This window comes from Salmonella sp. NW1250 (assembly GCF_051812965.1).
Classification (GTDB): Bacteria; Pseudomonadota; Gammaproteobacteria; order Enterobacterales; family Enterobacteriaceae; genus Salmonella; species Salmonella enterica.
Genome location: NZ_JAMNDD010000004.1, coordinates 346,579 through 362,692, shown reverse-complemented (window position 1 = coordinate 362,692; position 16,114 = coordinate 346,579). Strand labels below are relative to the sequence as shown.

12 protein-coding genes are annotated in these 16,114 nt (G+C 55.3%); 9 read left to right on the top strand and 3 right to left on the bottom strand.

The window, feature by feature from the left end:
* Nucleotides 1–16 precede the first annotated feature (16 nt).
* The 6 genes from greB to NBA72_RS09525 all read left to right on the top strand — a co-directional run bounded on the left by greB (nucleotide 17) and on the right by NBA72_RS09525 (nucleotide 7,330).
* The gene (greB, locus tag NBA72_RS09550; protein ID WP_000856695.1) at nucleotides 17–490 is read left to right on the top strand and encodes a transcription elongation factor GreB; all 474 of its coding nucleotides are present in this window, start codon (nucleotides 17–19) and stop codon (nucleotides 488–490) included.
* Nucleotides 491–588: 98 nt separating this feature from the next.
* Nucleotides 589–2,919: a Tex family protein gene (locus NBA72_RS09545; protein WP_000980659.1), complete on the top strand. Its 2,331-nt coding sequence runs from the start codon at nucleotides 589–591 to the stop codon at nucleotides 2,917–2,919.
* 436 nt (nucleotides 2,920–3,355) lie between these two features.
* Nucleotides 3,356–3,583: a ferrous iron transporter A gene (gene feoA, locus NBA72_RS09540; protein ID WP_001160955.1), complete on the top strand. Its 228-nt coding sequence runs from the start codon at nucleotides 3,356–3,358 to the stop codon at nucleotides 3,581–3,583.
* 18 nt (nucleotides 3,584–3,601) lie between these two features.
* The gene (gene feoB / locus NBA72_RS09535) at nucleotides 3,602–5,920 is read left to right on the top strand and encodes a Fe(2+) transporter permease subunit FeoB (RefSeq protein WP_000736983.1); all 2,319 of its coding nucleotides are present in this window, start codon (nucleotides 3,602–3,604) and stop codon (nucleotides 5,918–5,920) included.
* Between the two features lie 12 nt (nucleotides 5,921–5,932).
* Entirely contained in the window at nucleotides 5,933–6,169 is a 237-nt protein-coding gene (feoC, locus tag NBA72_RS09530; protein WP_000157589.1) for a [Fe-S]-dependent transcriptional repressor FeoC, read from the top strand.
* A gap of 234 nt (nucleotides 6,170–6,403) precedes the next feature.
* Nucleotides 6,404–7,330 carry an Rpn family recombination-promoting nuclease/putative transposase gene (locus tag NBA72_RS09525; protein WP_000235954.1) on the top strand — a complete coding sequence of 309 codons (927 nt, stop codon included), beginning with the start codon at nucleotides 6,404–6,406 and terminating at the stop codon, nucleotides 7,328–7,330.
* Nucleotides 7,331–7,365: 35 nt separating this feature from the next.
* Here NBA72_RS09525 and bioH read toward each other — a convergent pair whose 3' ends face one another.
* Nucleotides 7,366–8,136 (bottom strand): pimeloyl-ACP methyl ester esterase BioH, encoded by a 771-nt coding sequence (gene bioH / locus NBA72_RS09520; RefSeq protein WP_023224184.1) that lies wholly within the window; start codon nucleotides 8,134–8,136, stop codon nucleotides 7,366–7,368.
* Between the two features lie 37 nt (nucleotides 8,137–8,173).
* Here bioH and gntX point away from each other — a divergent pair, with 37 nt between their 5' ends.
* The 3 genes from gntX (at nucleotide 8,174) to gntT (ending at nucleotide 11,184) form a co-directional block, all read left to right on the top strand.
* A complete protein-coding gene (gene gntX, locus NBA72_RS09515) occupies nucleotides 8,174–8,857 on the top strand; it encodes a DNA utilization protein GntX (protein ID WP_042948452.1) in 684 nt (227 codons plus the stop codon).
* Between the two features lie 58 nt (nucleotides 8,858–8,915).
* Complete coding sequence (gene nfuA / locus NBA72_RS09510) at nucleotides 8,916–9,491, top strand: Fe-S biogenesis protein NfuA (protein WP_000619387.1); 576 nt, start codon at nucleotides 8,916–8,918, stop codon at nucleotides 9,489–9,491.
* Nucleotides 9,492–9,867: 376 nt separating this feature from the next.
* A complete protein-coding gene (gene gntT, locus NBA72_RS09505; protein WP_001131737.1) occupies nucleotides 9,868–11,184 on the top strand; it encodes a gluconate transporter in 1,317 nt (438 codons plus the stop codon).
* Between the two features lie 118 nt (nucleotides 11,185–11,302).
* On the opposite strand, the gene malQ is transcribed toward gntT, so the two are convergent.
* Both malQ and malP read right to left on the bottom strand, forming a co-directional pair.
* A complete protein-coding gene (gene malQ / locus NBA72_RS09500; RefSeq protein ID WP_042948453.1) occupies nucleotides 11,303–13,381 on the bottom strand; it encodes a 4-alpha-glucanotransferase in 2,079 nt (692 codons plus the stop codon).
* Between the two features lie 9 nt (nucleotides 13,382–13,390).
* Nucleotides 13,391–15,784, bottom strand: a complete 2,394-nt coding sequence (gene malP, locus NBA72_RS09495; RefSeq protein ID WP_042948454.1) for a maltodextrin phosphorylase — start codon at nucleotides 15,782–15,784, stop codon at nucleotides 13,391–13,393.
* Nucleotides 15,785–16,114: the final 330 nt, after the last annotated feature.

The following is a 16,114-nucleotide window of genomic DNA, read 5'->3' as shown; positions in this document are numbered from 1 at the left end:
AAGGTAAATCAACGAGATGAAAACGCCCCTGATCACCCGCGAAGGGTACGAAACACTCAAACAAGAGCTCAATTATCTCTGGCGTGAAGAGCGCCCGGAGGTCACCAAAAAAGTGACCTGGGCTGCGAGTCTGGGCGACCGCAGCGAGAATGCCGACTATCAGTATAATAAAAAGCGCCTGCGTGAGATCGACAGACGCGTCAGATATCTGACCAAATGCATGGAAAATCTCAAAATCGTGGATTATTCCCCGCAGCAGGAGGGCAAAGTCTTCTTCGGCGCCTGGGTGGAAATTGAAAATGATGACGGCGATACGCTGAAGTTCCGCATTGTCGGCTACGATGAAATTTTCGGACGTAAGGATTACATCTCTATCGACTCGCCGATGGCGCGGGCGCTACTGAAAAAAGAAGTGGGCGATCTGGCGGTGGTCAACACCCCTGTCGGCGAAGCAAACTGGTACGTCAATGCGATCGAATACGTCAAATAAGACAAGAAGAATCCTAAGCCCCCGCTGATGGCTGGCATTTTTGCCAGCCAATCCGTATAACTATCCCCTGATTTTTATCCTGAAGACGAAGCTAACCCATGATGAATGATTCTTTCTGCCGCATTATTGCGGGTGAAATCCAGGCAAATGCCGGGCAGGTTGAAGCTGCCGTTCGCCTGCTTGACGAAGGGAACACCGTGCCGTTTATCGCACGTTATCGTAAAGAAATCACCGGCGGTCTGGATGACACGCAGTTGCGTAACCTGGAAACGCGTCTGGGCTATCTGCGTGAGCTGGAAGACAGGCGTCAGGCCATCCTCAAGTCCATTTCCGAACAAGGCAAACTGACCGATGAGCTGGCTGGCGCCATCAACGCTACGTTAAGTAAGACCGAGCTCGAAGACCTCTACCTGCCCTATAAACCTAAACGCCGCACCCGTGGACAAATCGCCATTGAAGCCGGCCTTGAGCCGCTGGCCGATCTGCTCTGGAACGAGCCGTCCCACGATCCTGACGTGGAAGCGGCAAAGTACATTGATGGCGACAAAGGCGTGGCGGACACGAAAGCCGCGCTCGACGGCGCACGCTACATTCTGATGGAGCGCTTTGCCGAAGACGCCGCATTGCTGGCGAAAGTGCGTGATTACCTGTGGAAGAACGCCCATCTGGTCGCCACAGTCGTGAGCGGCAAAGAGGAAGAAGGGGCAAAATTCCGCGACTATTTCGACCATCATGAGCCCATTGCTAACGTCCCGTCTCACCGTGCGCTGGCCATGTTCCGTGGTCGTAACGAAGGCATTCTGCAACTTTCGCTCAATGCCGACCCACAGTTTGATGAGCCGCCGAAAGAGAGCTACTGCGAGCAGATCATCATGGACCATCTCGGCCTGCGGCTAAATAACGCCCCGGCGGATAGCTGGCGCAAAGGCGTAGTGAGCTGGACGTGGCGTATCAAAGTCTTAATGCACCTCGAAACCGAACTGATGGGCACCGTGCGCGAACGTGCGGAAGATGAAGCGATTAACGTGTTTGCCCGTAACCTGCACGACCTGCTGATGGCAGCCCCCGCAGGCCTGCGCGCCACGATGGGCCTTGATCCTGGCCTGCGTACCGGCGTAAAAGTCGCTGTCGTTGACGGCACCGGCAAGCTGGTGGCGACGGATACCATTTATCCGCATACCGGTCAGGCGGCCAAAGCGGCTACCGTGATCGCCGCGCTGTGCGAAAAATACCATGTCGAACTGGTCGCGATTGGCAACGGTACGGCCTCGCGTGAAACCGAACGCTTCTATCTCGACGTACAGAAACAGTTCCCGAACGTGACGGCGCAAAAAGTGATCGTCAGCGAAGCGGGGGCGTCCGTGTATTCCGCTTCTGAGCTGGCGGCGCAGGAGTTTCCGGATCTCGACGTCTCCCTGCGCGGCGCGGTCTCTATCGCGCGTCGTCTACAGGATCCGCTGGCGGAACTGGTGAAAATCGATCCGAAATCGATCGGCGTCGGCCAATATCAACACGATGTCAGCCAGACCCAGTTGGCCCGTAAACTGGATGCGGTGGTCGAAGACTGCGTAAACGCCGTCGGCGTCGATTTGAATACCGCCTCCGTGCCGCTGCTGACCCGTGTCGCGGGCCTAACGCGCATGATGGCGCAAAACATCGTCGCCTGGCGTGATGAGAACGGTCAGTTCCAGAATCGCCAGCAACTGTTGAAGGTGAGCCGTCTGGGGCCGAAAGCGTTTGAACAGTGCGCGGGCTTCCTGCGTATTAACCACGGCGATAACCCGCTGGATGCCTCCACCGTCCACCCGGAAGCCTATCCGGTTGTCGAACGCATTCTGGCGGCGACGCAGCAAGCGCTAAAAGATCTGATGGGCAACAGCAACGAATTGCGTCACCTCAAGGCCGCTGATTTTACCGACGATAAATTCGGCGTGCCGACCGTGAGCGATATCATCAAAGAGCTGGAAAAACCGGGCCGCGACCCGCGTCCTGAATTTAAAACCGCGCAATTCGCCGATGGCGTCGAAACCATGAACGACCTGCTGCCGGGGATGATTCTGGAAGGGGCGGTCACTAACGTCACTAACTTCGGCGCGTTTGTCGATATCGGCGTTCATCAGGATGGCCTGGTGCATATCTCCTCGCTCTCGAATAAGTTCGTCGACGATCCGCACACCGTGGTGAAAGCGGGCGACATCGTGAAGGTGAAAGTGCTGGAAGTGGATCTGCAACGTAAGCGTATTGCGCTGACGATGCGTCTGGACGAACAGCCCGGCGAAACCGCCGCTCGCCGCGGCGGCGGCGCCGATCGCGCTCAGGGCAACCGCCCGGCATCAAAAGCGGCGAAACCGCGCGGTCGTGACGCCCAGCCAGCCGGTAACAGCGCCATGATGGACGCGCTGGCAGCCGCAATGGGAAAAAAACGCTAATCGGGTAATACGCAGGCCGGGTTACTTCTTATCCGGCCTGCGATTTTGCAATACGTCCAACCCTTTCTTTTTTAATTAACAATTAAATCTTACCCATTAGAATCTGTTAATTAATTTCCTTCTGCTATCCGCACTATTAATTATCACTTTATTAACAGATGAAACCTTAATTAAACATTAAAAACGGTGAATATTTGCACATCAGGGGTATTTGCAAAAAGACAAATAAATGTTGAGCCATATCAACATCGGCGCAAATTATCGCTTATTTGTACATTCCGTCACATTTTAATCGTTGAAGATAGAAACCATTCTCATTATCATTGTGTTGTTGATTATTTACTCTTTCCTTCGTTGGCTAAACATCGGGTCTCCTGCCGCCCCCCTGAGCGCCGCATGAGGTATACATCCAGTTAGTAAGAAACAAGTAGGTCGTATGCAATTCACTCCTGACACTGCGTGGAAAATCACCGGCTTTGCGCGTGAAATCAGCCCGGCGTATCGTCAAAAACTGCTTTCGCTCGGCATGTTGCCCGGCTCTTCATTTAATGTTGTCCGCGTCGCGCCCTTAGGCGATCCGATCCATATCGAAACACGACGCGTGAGTCTGGTTTTGCGTAAAAAGGATTTGGCGTTAATAGAAGTGGAAGCGGTTTCCTGTTAATACAGTGAGTCTATAAAAATGAAAAAATTAACCATTGGTTTAATTGGTAATCCTAATTCCGGCAAGACCACCTTATTTAACCAACTCACCGGCGCGCGTCAGCGCGTGGGGAACTGGGCGGGCGTCACCGTCGAGCGTAAAGAGGGCCAGTTCGCGACAACTGACCACCAGGTCACGCTGGTAGATTTACCCGGCACCTATTCTCTGACGACCATCTCGTCACAAACCTCTCTCGACGAACAGATCGCCTGCCACTACATCCTGAGCGGCGACGCCGACCTGTTGATAAACGTTGTGGACGCCTCCAATCTGGAGCGCAACCTCTATTTGACGCTGCAACTGCTGGAGCTGGGTATCCCCTGTATTGTCGCGCTCAACATGCTGGATATCGCCGAAAAACAGCAGGTTCGTATTGATGTCGACGCTCTGTCCACGCGTCTGGGTTGCCCTGTCGTACCGCTGGTATCGACTCGCGGCCGCGGTATCGAGGCGCTGAAACTGGCCATTGACCGTCACAACGCTAACGACAACGTCGAACTGGTGCATTATGCCCAGCCGCTGCTGCGCGAAGCGGGTTTCCTGGCCGACGCGATGGCCCAGGAGATGCCTTTACAACAGCGCCGCTGGCTGGGTCTGCAAATGCTGGAGGGCGATATCTACAGCCGGGCTTACGCAGGCGAGGCGGCGCAAAACCTGGACACCTCCCTGGCCCGTCTGAAGGACGAAATGGACGACCCGGCGCTGCATATCGCCGACGCCCGTTACCAGTGTATCGCCGCTATTTGCGACGTGGTCAGCAATACCCTGACAGCCGAACCCAGCCGCTTCACCAGGGCGGTCGATAAAATTATCCTGAACCGCTTCCTCGGCTTACCGATTTTTTTGTTCGTGATGTACCTGATGTTCCTGCTCGCCATTAACATCGGCGGCGCGTTGCAACCCCTGTTTGATGCCGGTTCAGTCGCCATCTTTATTCATGGTATTCAATGGATTGGCTACACGTTGCACTTCCCGGATTGGTTAACCATCTTCCTGGCGCAAGGTCTTGGCGGCGGGATCAATACCGTCCTGCCGCTGGTGCCGCAAATCGGGATGATGTACCTGTTCCTCTCCTTCCTTGAAGACTCCGGTTATATGGCGCGCGCGGCCTTCGTCATGGATCGCCTGATGCAGGCGCTGGGACTACCGGGTAAATCCTTCGTGCCGCTGATTGTCGGCTTCGGCTGTAACGTACCTTCCGTGATGGGCGCCCGCACGCTTGACGCTCCGCGCGAACGCCTGATGACCATCATGATGGCGCCGTTTATGTCCTGTGGCGCGCGCCTGGCGATTTTCGCCGTCTTTGCCGCCGCCTTCTTCGGGCAAAACGGCGCGCTGGCGGTCTTCTCGCTGTACGTGCTGGGTATTGTCATGGCGGTATTAACCGGCCTGATGCTGAAGCATACCATTATGCGCGGCGAAGCCTCTCCGTTTGTGATGGAGCTGCCGGTTTACCACGTCCCGCATATCAAGAGCCTGATCATCCAGACCTGGCAACGCCTGAAAGGTTTTGTACTACGCGCCGGTAAAGTCATTATCATCGTGAGTATTTTCCTGAGCGCGTTTAACAGTTTCTCGCTGAGCGGCAAAATCGTCGATAACATTAATGACTCCGCCCTCGCCTCTGTAAGCCGGGTCATCACGCCAGTCTTTAAACCGATCGGCGTCCATGAGGATAACTGGCAAGCGACCGTGGGTCTGTTTACGGGCGCCATGGCGAAAGAGGTTGTCGTCGGTACGCTGAACACGCTCTACACCGCCGAAAATATTCAGGACGAAGCGTTTAATCCTGCCGACTTCCACCTCGGCGATGAACTGCTGGGCGCGGTTGACGATACCTGGCAAAGCCTGAAAGACACCTTTAGCCTGAGCGTACTGGCTAACCCGATCGAAGCGAGTAAAGGCGACGGCGAAATGGCGACCGGCGCGATGGGCGTGATGGATCAAAAATTCGGCAGCGCCGCGGCGGCGTACAGTTACCTGATTTTCGTCCTGCTTTACGTACCGTGTATCTCGGTAATGGGCGCTATCGCCCGCGAGTCCAGCCGCGGCTGGATGGGCTTCTCCATCCTGTGGGGACTGAATATCGCCTATTCGCTCGCCACGCTGTTCTACCAGGTTACCAGCTTCAGTCAACACCCGACATACAGCCTGATCTGTATTCTGGCAGTGATCGTCTTTAACGTTGTGGTGTTAAGCCTGTTACGCCGCGCCCGCAGCCGTGTAGACATTGAACTGCTGGCAACCCGCAAAAACGTCAGTTCCTGTTGTTCGGGCACTGCGGGCAATTGTCACTAAGGGATGTAAAAAATGGCTTCATTGATACAGGTTCGCGATCTACTGGCGCTGCGGGGGCGTATGGAGGCAACGCAAATCAGCCATACGCTGCACGCTCCGCAGCCCATGATCGACGCCATGCTGAATCAACTGGAGATCATGGGTAAAGCGGTACGTATCCCGGAAGAACCGGACGGCTGCCTTTCAGGCAGCTGTAAAAGTTGTCCGGAAGGTAAAGCCTGCCTGCGCGAATGGTGGGCCTTGCGTTAGCCTTCGCAGGGTAGCGACGTAACGCGTCTTATCCGGCCTTTATCCCGCGTTATGTTGCCCGGTACGCGTCACGCTGCCGGGCAATTTTGCGTCATGCCTTCCACAAAGATGAAAGCGTTACCGCCGTGCGCATTTATCTCCCCATGCGCCTCGCAAGCGCACTAATCCTCTACTGCAATCAGCCCGGTCTGCGCGTAGCGTCACGCCATTGAACTTCACCGATGACGGATCGATATGGCGACCTCAACAACATCCACGCCGCATGACGCGGTATTCAAACAGTTTCTATGCCACCCCGATACTGCACGGGATTTTTTGGAAATTCATCTCCCGACGACATTACGTCAAATCTGTAATCTAAATACGTTACGGCTGGAGTCCGGTAGCTTTATTGAAGAGGATTTACGCCCCCATTATTCCGATATTCTTTGGTCGCTGGAAACAAGTGAAGGTGAAGGTTACATTTACGTGGTTATTGAACATCAGAGTACGCCGGACGCGCATATGGCATTTCGGCTGATGCGTTACGCAATGGCTGCAATGCAACGGCATCTGGAGGCCGGGCATAAGACGTTGCCGTTAGTGGTGCCAATGCTGTTTTATCACGGAAACCGCAGCCCCTATCCGTTCTCATTATGCTGGCTGGATGAATTTGCCGACCCGGTGATGGCGCGTAAGCTATACGCCACCGCCTTTCCTCTGGTCGATATTACGGTCGTGCCGGACGACGAGATTATGCGACACCGACGGGTCGCGCTGCTGGAACTCATACAAAAACACATCCGCCAGCGTGATCTGATGGGGCTTGTCGAACAGCTGGTCGCCCTGCTGGTTAAGGGATACGCTAATGACACCCAGCTTCAAAGTTTGTTTAATTACATGATGCACACTGGCGACGCCGCGCGCTTCAATACGTTTATCCGCCAGGTGGCTATGCGTATCCCACAGCATAAGGAGAAGATCATGACTATCGCAGACAGATTACGTCAGGAAGGACATCGTAACGGGTTACAGAAAGGGCTACAGCAAGGCAAACAGGAAGGCCAACGGCTCGCCGCATTGCGCATTGCCCGCTCCATGCTAAACGATGGTTTCGATCGCGATACCGTGCTTAGGGTTACCGGGCTGGCGCCTGCCGATCTGGCGTCTGAAAGCCATTAACCTTGCAGAATGGTCCGGGCCCGGCAACGCCCTGGTTACAGCGATGATTTTAGCGTCATCAGCGCCTGACAAAACGCCGCCGGATGCGAGATAAACGGCGCATGGGCCGCTTTCGCCATTATCTGTGATGTACTGTGCGGCCATAACGTATCGAGCAAAGGCACAATTTTACGCGGCACCAGACCGTCCAGATAACCATACAAACGCAAAAACGGCATGTTCACATTTTTAAGCGCTTCTCGTAGATCGACCGTTTTTAAGATTTCCAGTCCGCCATTGAGCACGTCTACATCCGGCATAGGCTGCGCCAGCACTACGCTTTTTAAGGTGCGGGCATCCTGACGCGCCGTCTCCGTCCCTAACGTTTGCAGCGCCAGAAAACGCTCCACCGTGCGCTGAAAATCGTCGCTAAGCTGCTGCTGGAATCCGCCGAGGATTTCCGGTTTTATTCCCGGCCACCCCTCACGCGCGCTAAAGCATGGCGAAGAGGCGACTGTCACCAGCGCCTGAACGCGTTCAGGGTGTGTGAGCGCCATCTGACTCGCCACCAGGCCGCCCAGGCTCCAGCCAAGCCAGATAGCCTGGTCCGGCGCGTTTTTCGCTACCTGCGCCGTCATCTCTTCAAGCGTCATGGCGCCAAACCCCGAGCTGCGACCATAGCCCGGCAAGTCGACCAGATGCAGCGTAAAATGCGAGCCGAGTTCCTCGCGAATGCAATGCCATACCTCCGCGTTCAATCCCCATCCGTGCAGCAGCACAAGATGACAATTTCCCTCGCCGTAGGTCTGCCACCAGACGTCATTCATCAGTTACTGTTCTCTTTTGTCTAACAAGGATGCACCTATGCTAACAGTACCGGGATTATGCTGGCTATGCCGAATGCCGCTGGCGTTAAGCCACTGGGGGATTTGTTCCGTATGCGCGCGCGCCGTTCGTCAGCGCGTCAGCCTGTGTCCGCAATGCGGATTACCTGCCGCGCATCCTTCGCTCCCCTGCGGTCGCTGCCTGCAAAAACCGCCGCCCTGGCAGCGTCTGGTGAGCGTCAGTGACTATACGCCGCCCTTGAGTTTACTGGTGCATCAGCTTAAATTTACCCGCCGCAGCGAAATTGCCGCCGCTCTGGCGCGTCTACTGTTGCAGGAAGTACTTATGGCGCGCCGCAGCACTGGCTTGCCGCTTCCCGACAGAATCGTCAGCGTTCCGCTCTGGTCGCGCCGACACTGGCGGCGGGGATTTAACCAAAGCGATCTGTTATGTCAACCGTTAGCGCGCTGGCTTGGCTGCGCGTGGGACAGCCAGACCATCACGCGGGTACGGGCGACCGCAACACAACATCATCTCAGCGCCAGGTTACGTAAACGCAATTTGAAAAACGCGTTTCGCCTTGAATTGCCGGTACAGGGTCTCCATATGGTTATTGTGGATGATGTCGTCACTACCGGAAGTACCGTCGCGGAAATCGCGCAACTGCTTTTGCGCAACGGCGCAGCGACTGTCCAGGTATGGTGCCTGTGTCGAACCTTGTAGAGCCTCGATGATGGGCGTATTATAACCAACTAAAATAGTCAACTATTAGGCCATTACTATGATCCGTATTTCCGATGCTGCACAAGCGCACTTTGCCAAACTGCTGGCAAATCAGGAAGAAGGGACGCAAATCCGCGTATTTGTCATTAATCCCGGCACTCCTAACGCAGAGTGCGGCGTTTCTTATTGTCCGCCCGACGCCGTAGAAGCCACCGATACTGCACTGAAATTTGACCTGTTGACCGCTTATGTCGACGAGCTGAGCGCGCCCTATCTGGAAGACGCGGAAATTGATTTCGTGACCGACCAGCTAGGTTCTCAACTCACATTGAAAGCGCCAAACGCGAAGATGCGCAAAGTGGCCGATGACGCGCCGCTGATGGAGCGCGTGGAATATGCTCTGCAATCGCAGATTAACCCGCAGTTGGCGGGCCACGGCGGTCGCGTCTCGCTGATGGAAATTACCGATGAAGGCTATGCAATTCTGCAGTTTGGCGGCGGTTGTAACGGTTGCTCGATGGTTGACGTCACGCTGAAAGAAGGGATCGAGAAACAGTTGCTGAATGAATTCCCGGAACTGAAAGGGGTTCGCGATCTGACCGAACACCAGCGCGGCGAGCACTCCTACTACTAAGATTTTCCCCGCATCCATGCCCGATGGCGCTTGCGCCTGTCGGGCCTTGTCTGCCCCACCGTAGGCCGAATAAGGCGTCTACGCCGCCATCCGGCGCTATCAGCCACATCTCAGAACGATGGCCCTTCTTCTTCCGCCGATAACATGACCTGTGTCTCATAATTTAAATTTTGCCTGCCAGGGTCATTTTCAACACCTATATGTTACCCGTATCATTCTTATGGGCACCTAACATCCATATAACATCTGACTACGCTCATTCGTTTCAACGGTAATCAGTATTGGTGCTATTGCGACTCTGTTCCCGTCGGGAACAACAGGAATTTGTCGTCGAAACAATGACGTTACCCATAACAAAGTAAAGGCCAGGTAAATCATGCCATTAGTCATCGTTGCTATCGGTGTTATCTTGTTACTTCTTCTGATGATCCGCTTCAAAATGAACGGATTTATCGCCCTTGTCCTGGTAGCGCTCGCTGTCGGGTTGATGCAGGGAATGCCTCTGGATAAAGTCATCGGCTCCATCAAAGCCGGTGTCGGTGGTACGCTTGGCAGTCTGGCCCTGATTATGGGGTTCGGCGCCATGCTGGGCAAAATGCTTGCCGACTGCGGCGGCGCTCAACGTATCGCCACTACCCTGATCGCGAAATTTGGTAAAAAGCATATTCAGTGGGCCGTCGTGTTAACCGGCTTTACCGTCGGCTTCGCTCTGTTCTATGAAGTGGGCTTCGTTCTGATGCTGCCGCTGGTATTCACCATTGCCGCAGCGGCGAATATCCCGTTACTGTACGTCGGCGTGCCGATGGCCGCGGCGCTCTCCGTCACACACGGCTTCCTGCCGCCGCACCCGGGCCCAACCGCAATCGCCACGATTTTCCATGCCGATATGGGTAAGACGCTGCTGTTTGGTACGATTCTGGCAATCCCGACCGTGATCCTTGCCGGCCCGGTTTACGCCCGTTTCCTGAAAGGTATCGATAAGCCGATCCCGGAAGGCCTGTACAGCGCGAAAACTTTTACGGAAGAAGAGATGCCGGGCTTTGGCGTCAGCGTCTGGACGTCGCTGGTTCCGGTTATTCTGATGGCGATGCGTGCGATTGCCGAGATGATTCTGCCAAAAGGCCACGCTTTCCTGCCCGTTGCCGAGTTCCTGGGCGACCCGGTAATGGCTACGTTAATTGCCGTACTGATTGCGATGTTCACCTTTGGCCTGAACCGCGGGCGTTCAATGGATCAGATTAACGATACGCTGGTTTCTTCCATCAAAATTATCGCCATGATGCTGCTGATCATCGGCGGCGGCGGCGCGTTCAAGCAGGTGCTGGTCGATAGCGGCGTGGATAAATACATCGCTTCAATGATGCATGAAACCAATGTCTCTCCGCTGTTGATGGCGTGGTCTATCGCGGCGGTGCTGCGTATCGCGCTGGGCTCTGCGACTGTCGCGGCGATTACCGCAGGCGGCATTGCGGCGCCGCTGATCGCCACTACCGGCGTTAGCCCTGAACTGATGGTTATCGCAGTCGGTTCCGGGAGCGTGATTTTCTCTCACGTCAACGACCCGGGCTTCTGGCTATTCAAAGAGTATTTCAATTTGACTATCGGCGAGACCATTAAATCCTGGTCGATGCTGGAAACGATCATCTCCGTCTGCGGCCTGATCGGCTGTCTGCTGCTGGGTATGGTGGTTTAAGCGAGGCGGCTTGTAGGCCGGATAAGGCAGCAATGTGCGCCAGGATTGCCTGATGGCGCTGCGCTTATCAGACCTACGTGCTCTCACCATCATAAAGCCGGGGAAATCCCCGGCTTTATTACTTCTTCTTCGCGGCCGCTTTTCGGCGCTTATCCAAATCCTTAATCAACTTGTTTACGCCCTCATCGGCAAACATGGCCTCAAGAGATGCAGACAATTTCCGCCGCCAGTTTTTATACTGATCGCTGGTGCCCGGTACGTTAACCGGATCGGCCATATCCAGCCAGTCCTCCGGCTGAAGCCCCAACAGACCGCTGTTACTGTCGGCGATGTAGCGCTGAAGCCCGCGATTTAGCGTTGGCGTCATCGACATTAACGATGCCTTATGCCCGGCGCGTTTTGGCAGACAGCCATATTTATGCAGCGCGTCCAATAGCCCCTGTTTCGCCCGCTCGCGATCCTCATACAGCCCGCGCAGAATCACTTCATCCGGATAAAGCCCCAGAGCTTTACCCAACGTCAGGTCACCGCATTCCCAATAGCCGCGCAGCGTGGGGAGATCGTGCGTCGAGGCGACAGCCATCGATTGTTGCGGATACGCGCCTGGCGCGCGGAAGTTTTTCTCAAGGTCATTTTCAAACCACAGCACTTTATAAGAATAGACCCCGCTATCGCGCAGCTTGCCGACAATCTCAACTGGCACCGTCCCCAGATCTTCGCCTATCACCATACAGCGGTGACGTTGGCTCTCCAGCGCCAGAATAGCCAACAGATCGTCAACCGGATACTGAACATATGCCCCGCGATCCGCGGTTTCGCCATACGGTATCCACCACAGACGCAGCAACGACATGACATGGTCAATGCGCAACGCGCCACAGTTTTGCATATTGGCGCGCAGCAGGTCGATAAAGGGCTCATAGGCCCGGGCGACAATGATATGCGGGTCCATTGGCGGCAGCCCCCAGTTCTGACCGAGCGGGCCGAGGATATCCGGCGGCGCGCCGACAGATGCTTTCAGGCAGTACAGCTCCCGGTCGCACCAGGTTTCCGCGCCGCCTTCCGCTACGCCAACCGCCAGATCGCGGTACAGACCAATCGGTAGTTTAAAACTCTGGCAGGTATCCCAGCAGGCGGCGAATTGGCGCCAGGCCAGCCACTGAAGCCAGAGGTAAAACTCCACCTCTTCGCGGTGCGCTTCACAGAATTGTTTTACAGCGGAAGACTCTACCGACTGGTACGCCTCCGGCCAGGCTGGCCAGCCCCAGCGCTGCTCATCCTCTTTTACCTGATACGCATGCAGCGCGTCGAATGCCGCCTGCCAGTAAAGGCTCTCGCCTTCGCGGGCGATAAAGTGACGAAACTCCGCCATTTGCGCATCGTCGCGAGCGGCAAACCGCGTCCACGCCATCCGCAGCGCCGTGATTTTCAGCGCGGTAACGGTAGCGTAATCCACCCATTGCGCATCGCGCGCCTGTCGCAGCTTTTGCTGTGTGGCGAGCATTTGCCACCATGCCTGCGCCTCTTCGCTCAGGCGGAAATCTTCGACGGCGTTGACGTCGATATATATCACGTTCAGCCAGCGACGAGACGAGGGGCTGTAGGGACTGGCGCTCTCCGGATTCGCCGGATAAAGCGCGTGGATCGGGTTCAGGCCGATAAACGCGCCGCCGCGTGTCGCCACGTCGACCAGCATCGACTTCAAATCGCCGAAATCGCCAATACCCCAGTTTTTTTCTGAACGCAGAGTATAAAGCTGGACGCAGGCCCCCCACAGTTTTTTCCCCTCCAGCAGCGCCTGCGGCTCATAGCATCGCGGCGGGGCGACGATAATCCGGCAGTGCGTACGCTGTTCATCCTGGGTCAACGTCAGGGTGTGGTAGCCCTCCGGCAATGTAGCCGGAAGGTTAAGTTTTTTACCGCCCGTCACGCGCCCTTTGTAATGCACGCCCTCTTCCGTAGTCAGCAGCCAGGCAAACTCACCGCGCCCCTCTACCGGCAACGCCATTTTTTTACCCGCGGTATAAACCTTCACATTCGGCACGATCGCCTGTGGTCCTGTTGTCGTGCCGTGCATCGCCGCCAGCAAACGTCTCTTGGTTTCAGCGCCAATAGACTGCGGTTTGCCATGAGCATTGATGTAACTGGGGCTGATCCCCGCCGCCAGCGCGGCACTATCGAGACGTTTATTTTCCATCGCGCTCCCTTAGCGTTTTGCCTGCCAGATACGGGCCTGATAATCGCGAATAGAGCGATCGGAACTGAACATACCGCAGCGCGCGGTATTGAGGATCGCGGCGCGCGTCCACGCTTCTTGGTCGCGATACAGCGCATCCACCTGCTTTTGCGCCTCGACATAAGCGGCGAAGTCCGCCATGACCAGGTACGGATCGCCCCCCTGTTTGCCGAGGCTATGCAGCATCTGGTCAAAGGCATGTTTATCGCCATCGCTGTATTGACCGCTTTCCAGCTCTTTTAGCACCGCATCCAGCACTTTGTCTTTTTTACGCCATTTCACCGGATCGTAGCCTTTGGCTTTGAGCGCCTTGACCTCTTCCACAGTATGGCCAAAGATAAAGATATTCTCTTCACCCACTTTCTCAGCGATTTCAACGTTAGCGCCGTCCAGCGTTCCCACAGTCAACGCCCCGTTCAGCGCCAGTTTCATGTTGCCGGTGCCGGACGCCTCTTTCCCGGCAGTAGAAATTTGCTCGGAAATATCCGCCGCCGGAATGAGCATTTCCGCCGCCGAGACGCAGTAATCCGGCAGGAAAACCACCTTCAGCTTATCACCCACCGCCGTGTCGTTATTAATGGCTTCCGCAACCTTATTGATAGCAAAAATGATGTTCTTCGCCAGGTAATAGCCCGGCGCCGCCTTCGCGCCAAACAGGAATACGCGCGGTACGCGGTCGGCCTGCGGGTTTTCGCGAATCTCTTTGTACAGCGCCAAAATATGCAACAGGTTCAGGTGCTGACGTTTGTACTCGTGCAGGCGTTTGATTTGAATATCAAAAATCGCGTTGCTTGAAATCTCAATCCCGGTACGGGCCTGGATGAATTTCACCAGGCGCTCTTTGTTCGCCCGTTTGATGTCGCGATACTGCTGACGGAACTTCGCGTCGTCAGCGTATTTTTCGAGGTTGATCAACCGGTCGAGATCGTTAGCCCACTCTTTTTTCAGCGTTTTATCCAGCAACGCCGCAAGCTGCGGATTGCACTGTTTGATCCAGCGACGCGGCGTAATGCCGTTGGTGACATTGTGGAATTTGTTCGGCCAAAGCTGGTGATATTCCGGGAACAGATCTTTCACCACCAGATCGGAGTGCAGCGCCGCCACACCGTTGACCGCAAAGCCGCTGACCACGCACATATTGGCCATGCGCACCTGACGGTCATGCACCACCGCCAGTTTTGCCCATACCTGCTTATCGCCAGGCCAGGTGTTATCGACCAGCGTCTTAAAGCGATCGTTAATCTGCTTGATAATCTGCATATGACGCGGCAACAGCGCTTTCACCAGCTTCTCATCCCAGCACTCCAGCGCTTCTGGCATCAGGGTGTGGTTGGTGTAGGCGAAGGTTTTGCTGGTGATAGCCCAGGCGTCATCCCAGCTCAGTTGGTGCTCGTCAATCAGCACGCGCAGCAGTTCCGGAATGGCAATAGTCGGGTGAGTATCGTTCAACTGAATGACCTCGTAATCCGCCAGCTCATGCAGTTTGCGTCCGGCCAGATGATGGCGGCGCAGAATATCCGCTACCGAGCAGGCGCACTGGAAGTATTGCTGCATCAGGCGCAGTTTTTTGCCCGCCGTGTGGTTATCGTTGGGATAAAGCACCTTCGTCAGTTTTTCCGCATCGATACCCTGCTGTTCCGCCCGCAGGAAAGCGCCGTCGTTGAATTTGGTCAGATCAAACGGATGCGCGTGGGTCGCCTGCCACAAACGCAGCGGTTGCGCGACGCCGTTACGATAGCCTAACACCGGCAGATCCCAGGCCTGGCCTGTAATCACAAAACCTGGCTCCCAGCGCCCTTCTTTGGTGACTTTACCGCCGATCCCAACCTGGACGTCCAGCGCCTCGTTGTGGCGGAACCACGGATAGCTGCCGCGATGCCAGTCATCCGGCGCCTCCATCTGCTTGCCTTCAACAAATGACTGACGGAACAGCCCATACTGGTAGTTCAGACCATAGCCCGTAGCGGACTGCCCGACGGTGGCCATCGAATCGAGGAAGCAGGCGGCCAGACGTCCCAGACCACCGTTGCCGAGCGCCGGATCGACTTCCTCTTCCAGCAGATCGGTCAGATTAATATCGTGCGCTTTCAGCACATCGCTAACGTCCTGGTACCATCCCAGATTTAACAGGTTATTTCCCGTCAGGCGGCCAATCAAAAATTCCATCGAAATGTAGTTCACATGACGCTGGCCTTTCGTCGGCTGCGCTACCGGTTGCGCGCTCAGTAATTCCGCCAGCGCGCCGCTAACGGCCTGCCACCACTGACGAGGCGTCATGTCGGACGCCGACAGTAAACCGAAACGCTGCCACTGACGCGTCAGGGCGGCCTGGAATTGATCTTTATTGAAGGTTGGCTGTGACATAGGAAATCCGTCCTCGGGTAATAAAACAACGTTATCGCTAGTTTGCCAGGCTCGATGTTGACCTTCCTCCTCCCGGCAATGATTAGGGAGGGAGGAGGAGCGGGGATGAGCATAAAAGTGTGATCGCCGCCACTTACCCCTGTATAAACGCGCCGATTCCTGTCAACGACACTCAGTGTTACGCATAATCAAATGAATAAACAGAAATAACAGTAAATTGCGAAGGGGTATTTTCGAAAGATTATATGAACGCCGAAATAGTTTCTTACCTGAAATATTCAGCGGCGGGAGATTCACTAACTAAACATAATTAATTAAACGCCTGGTATC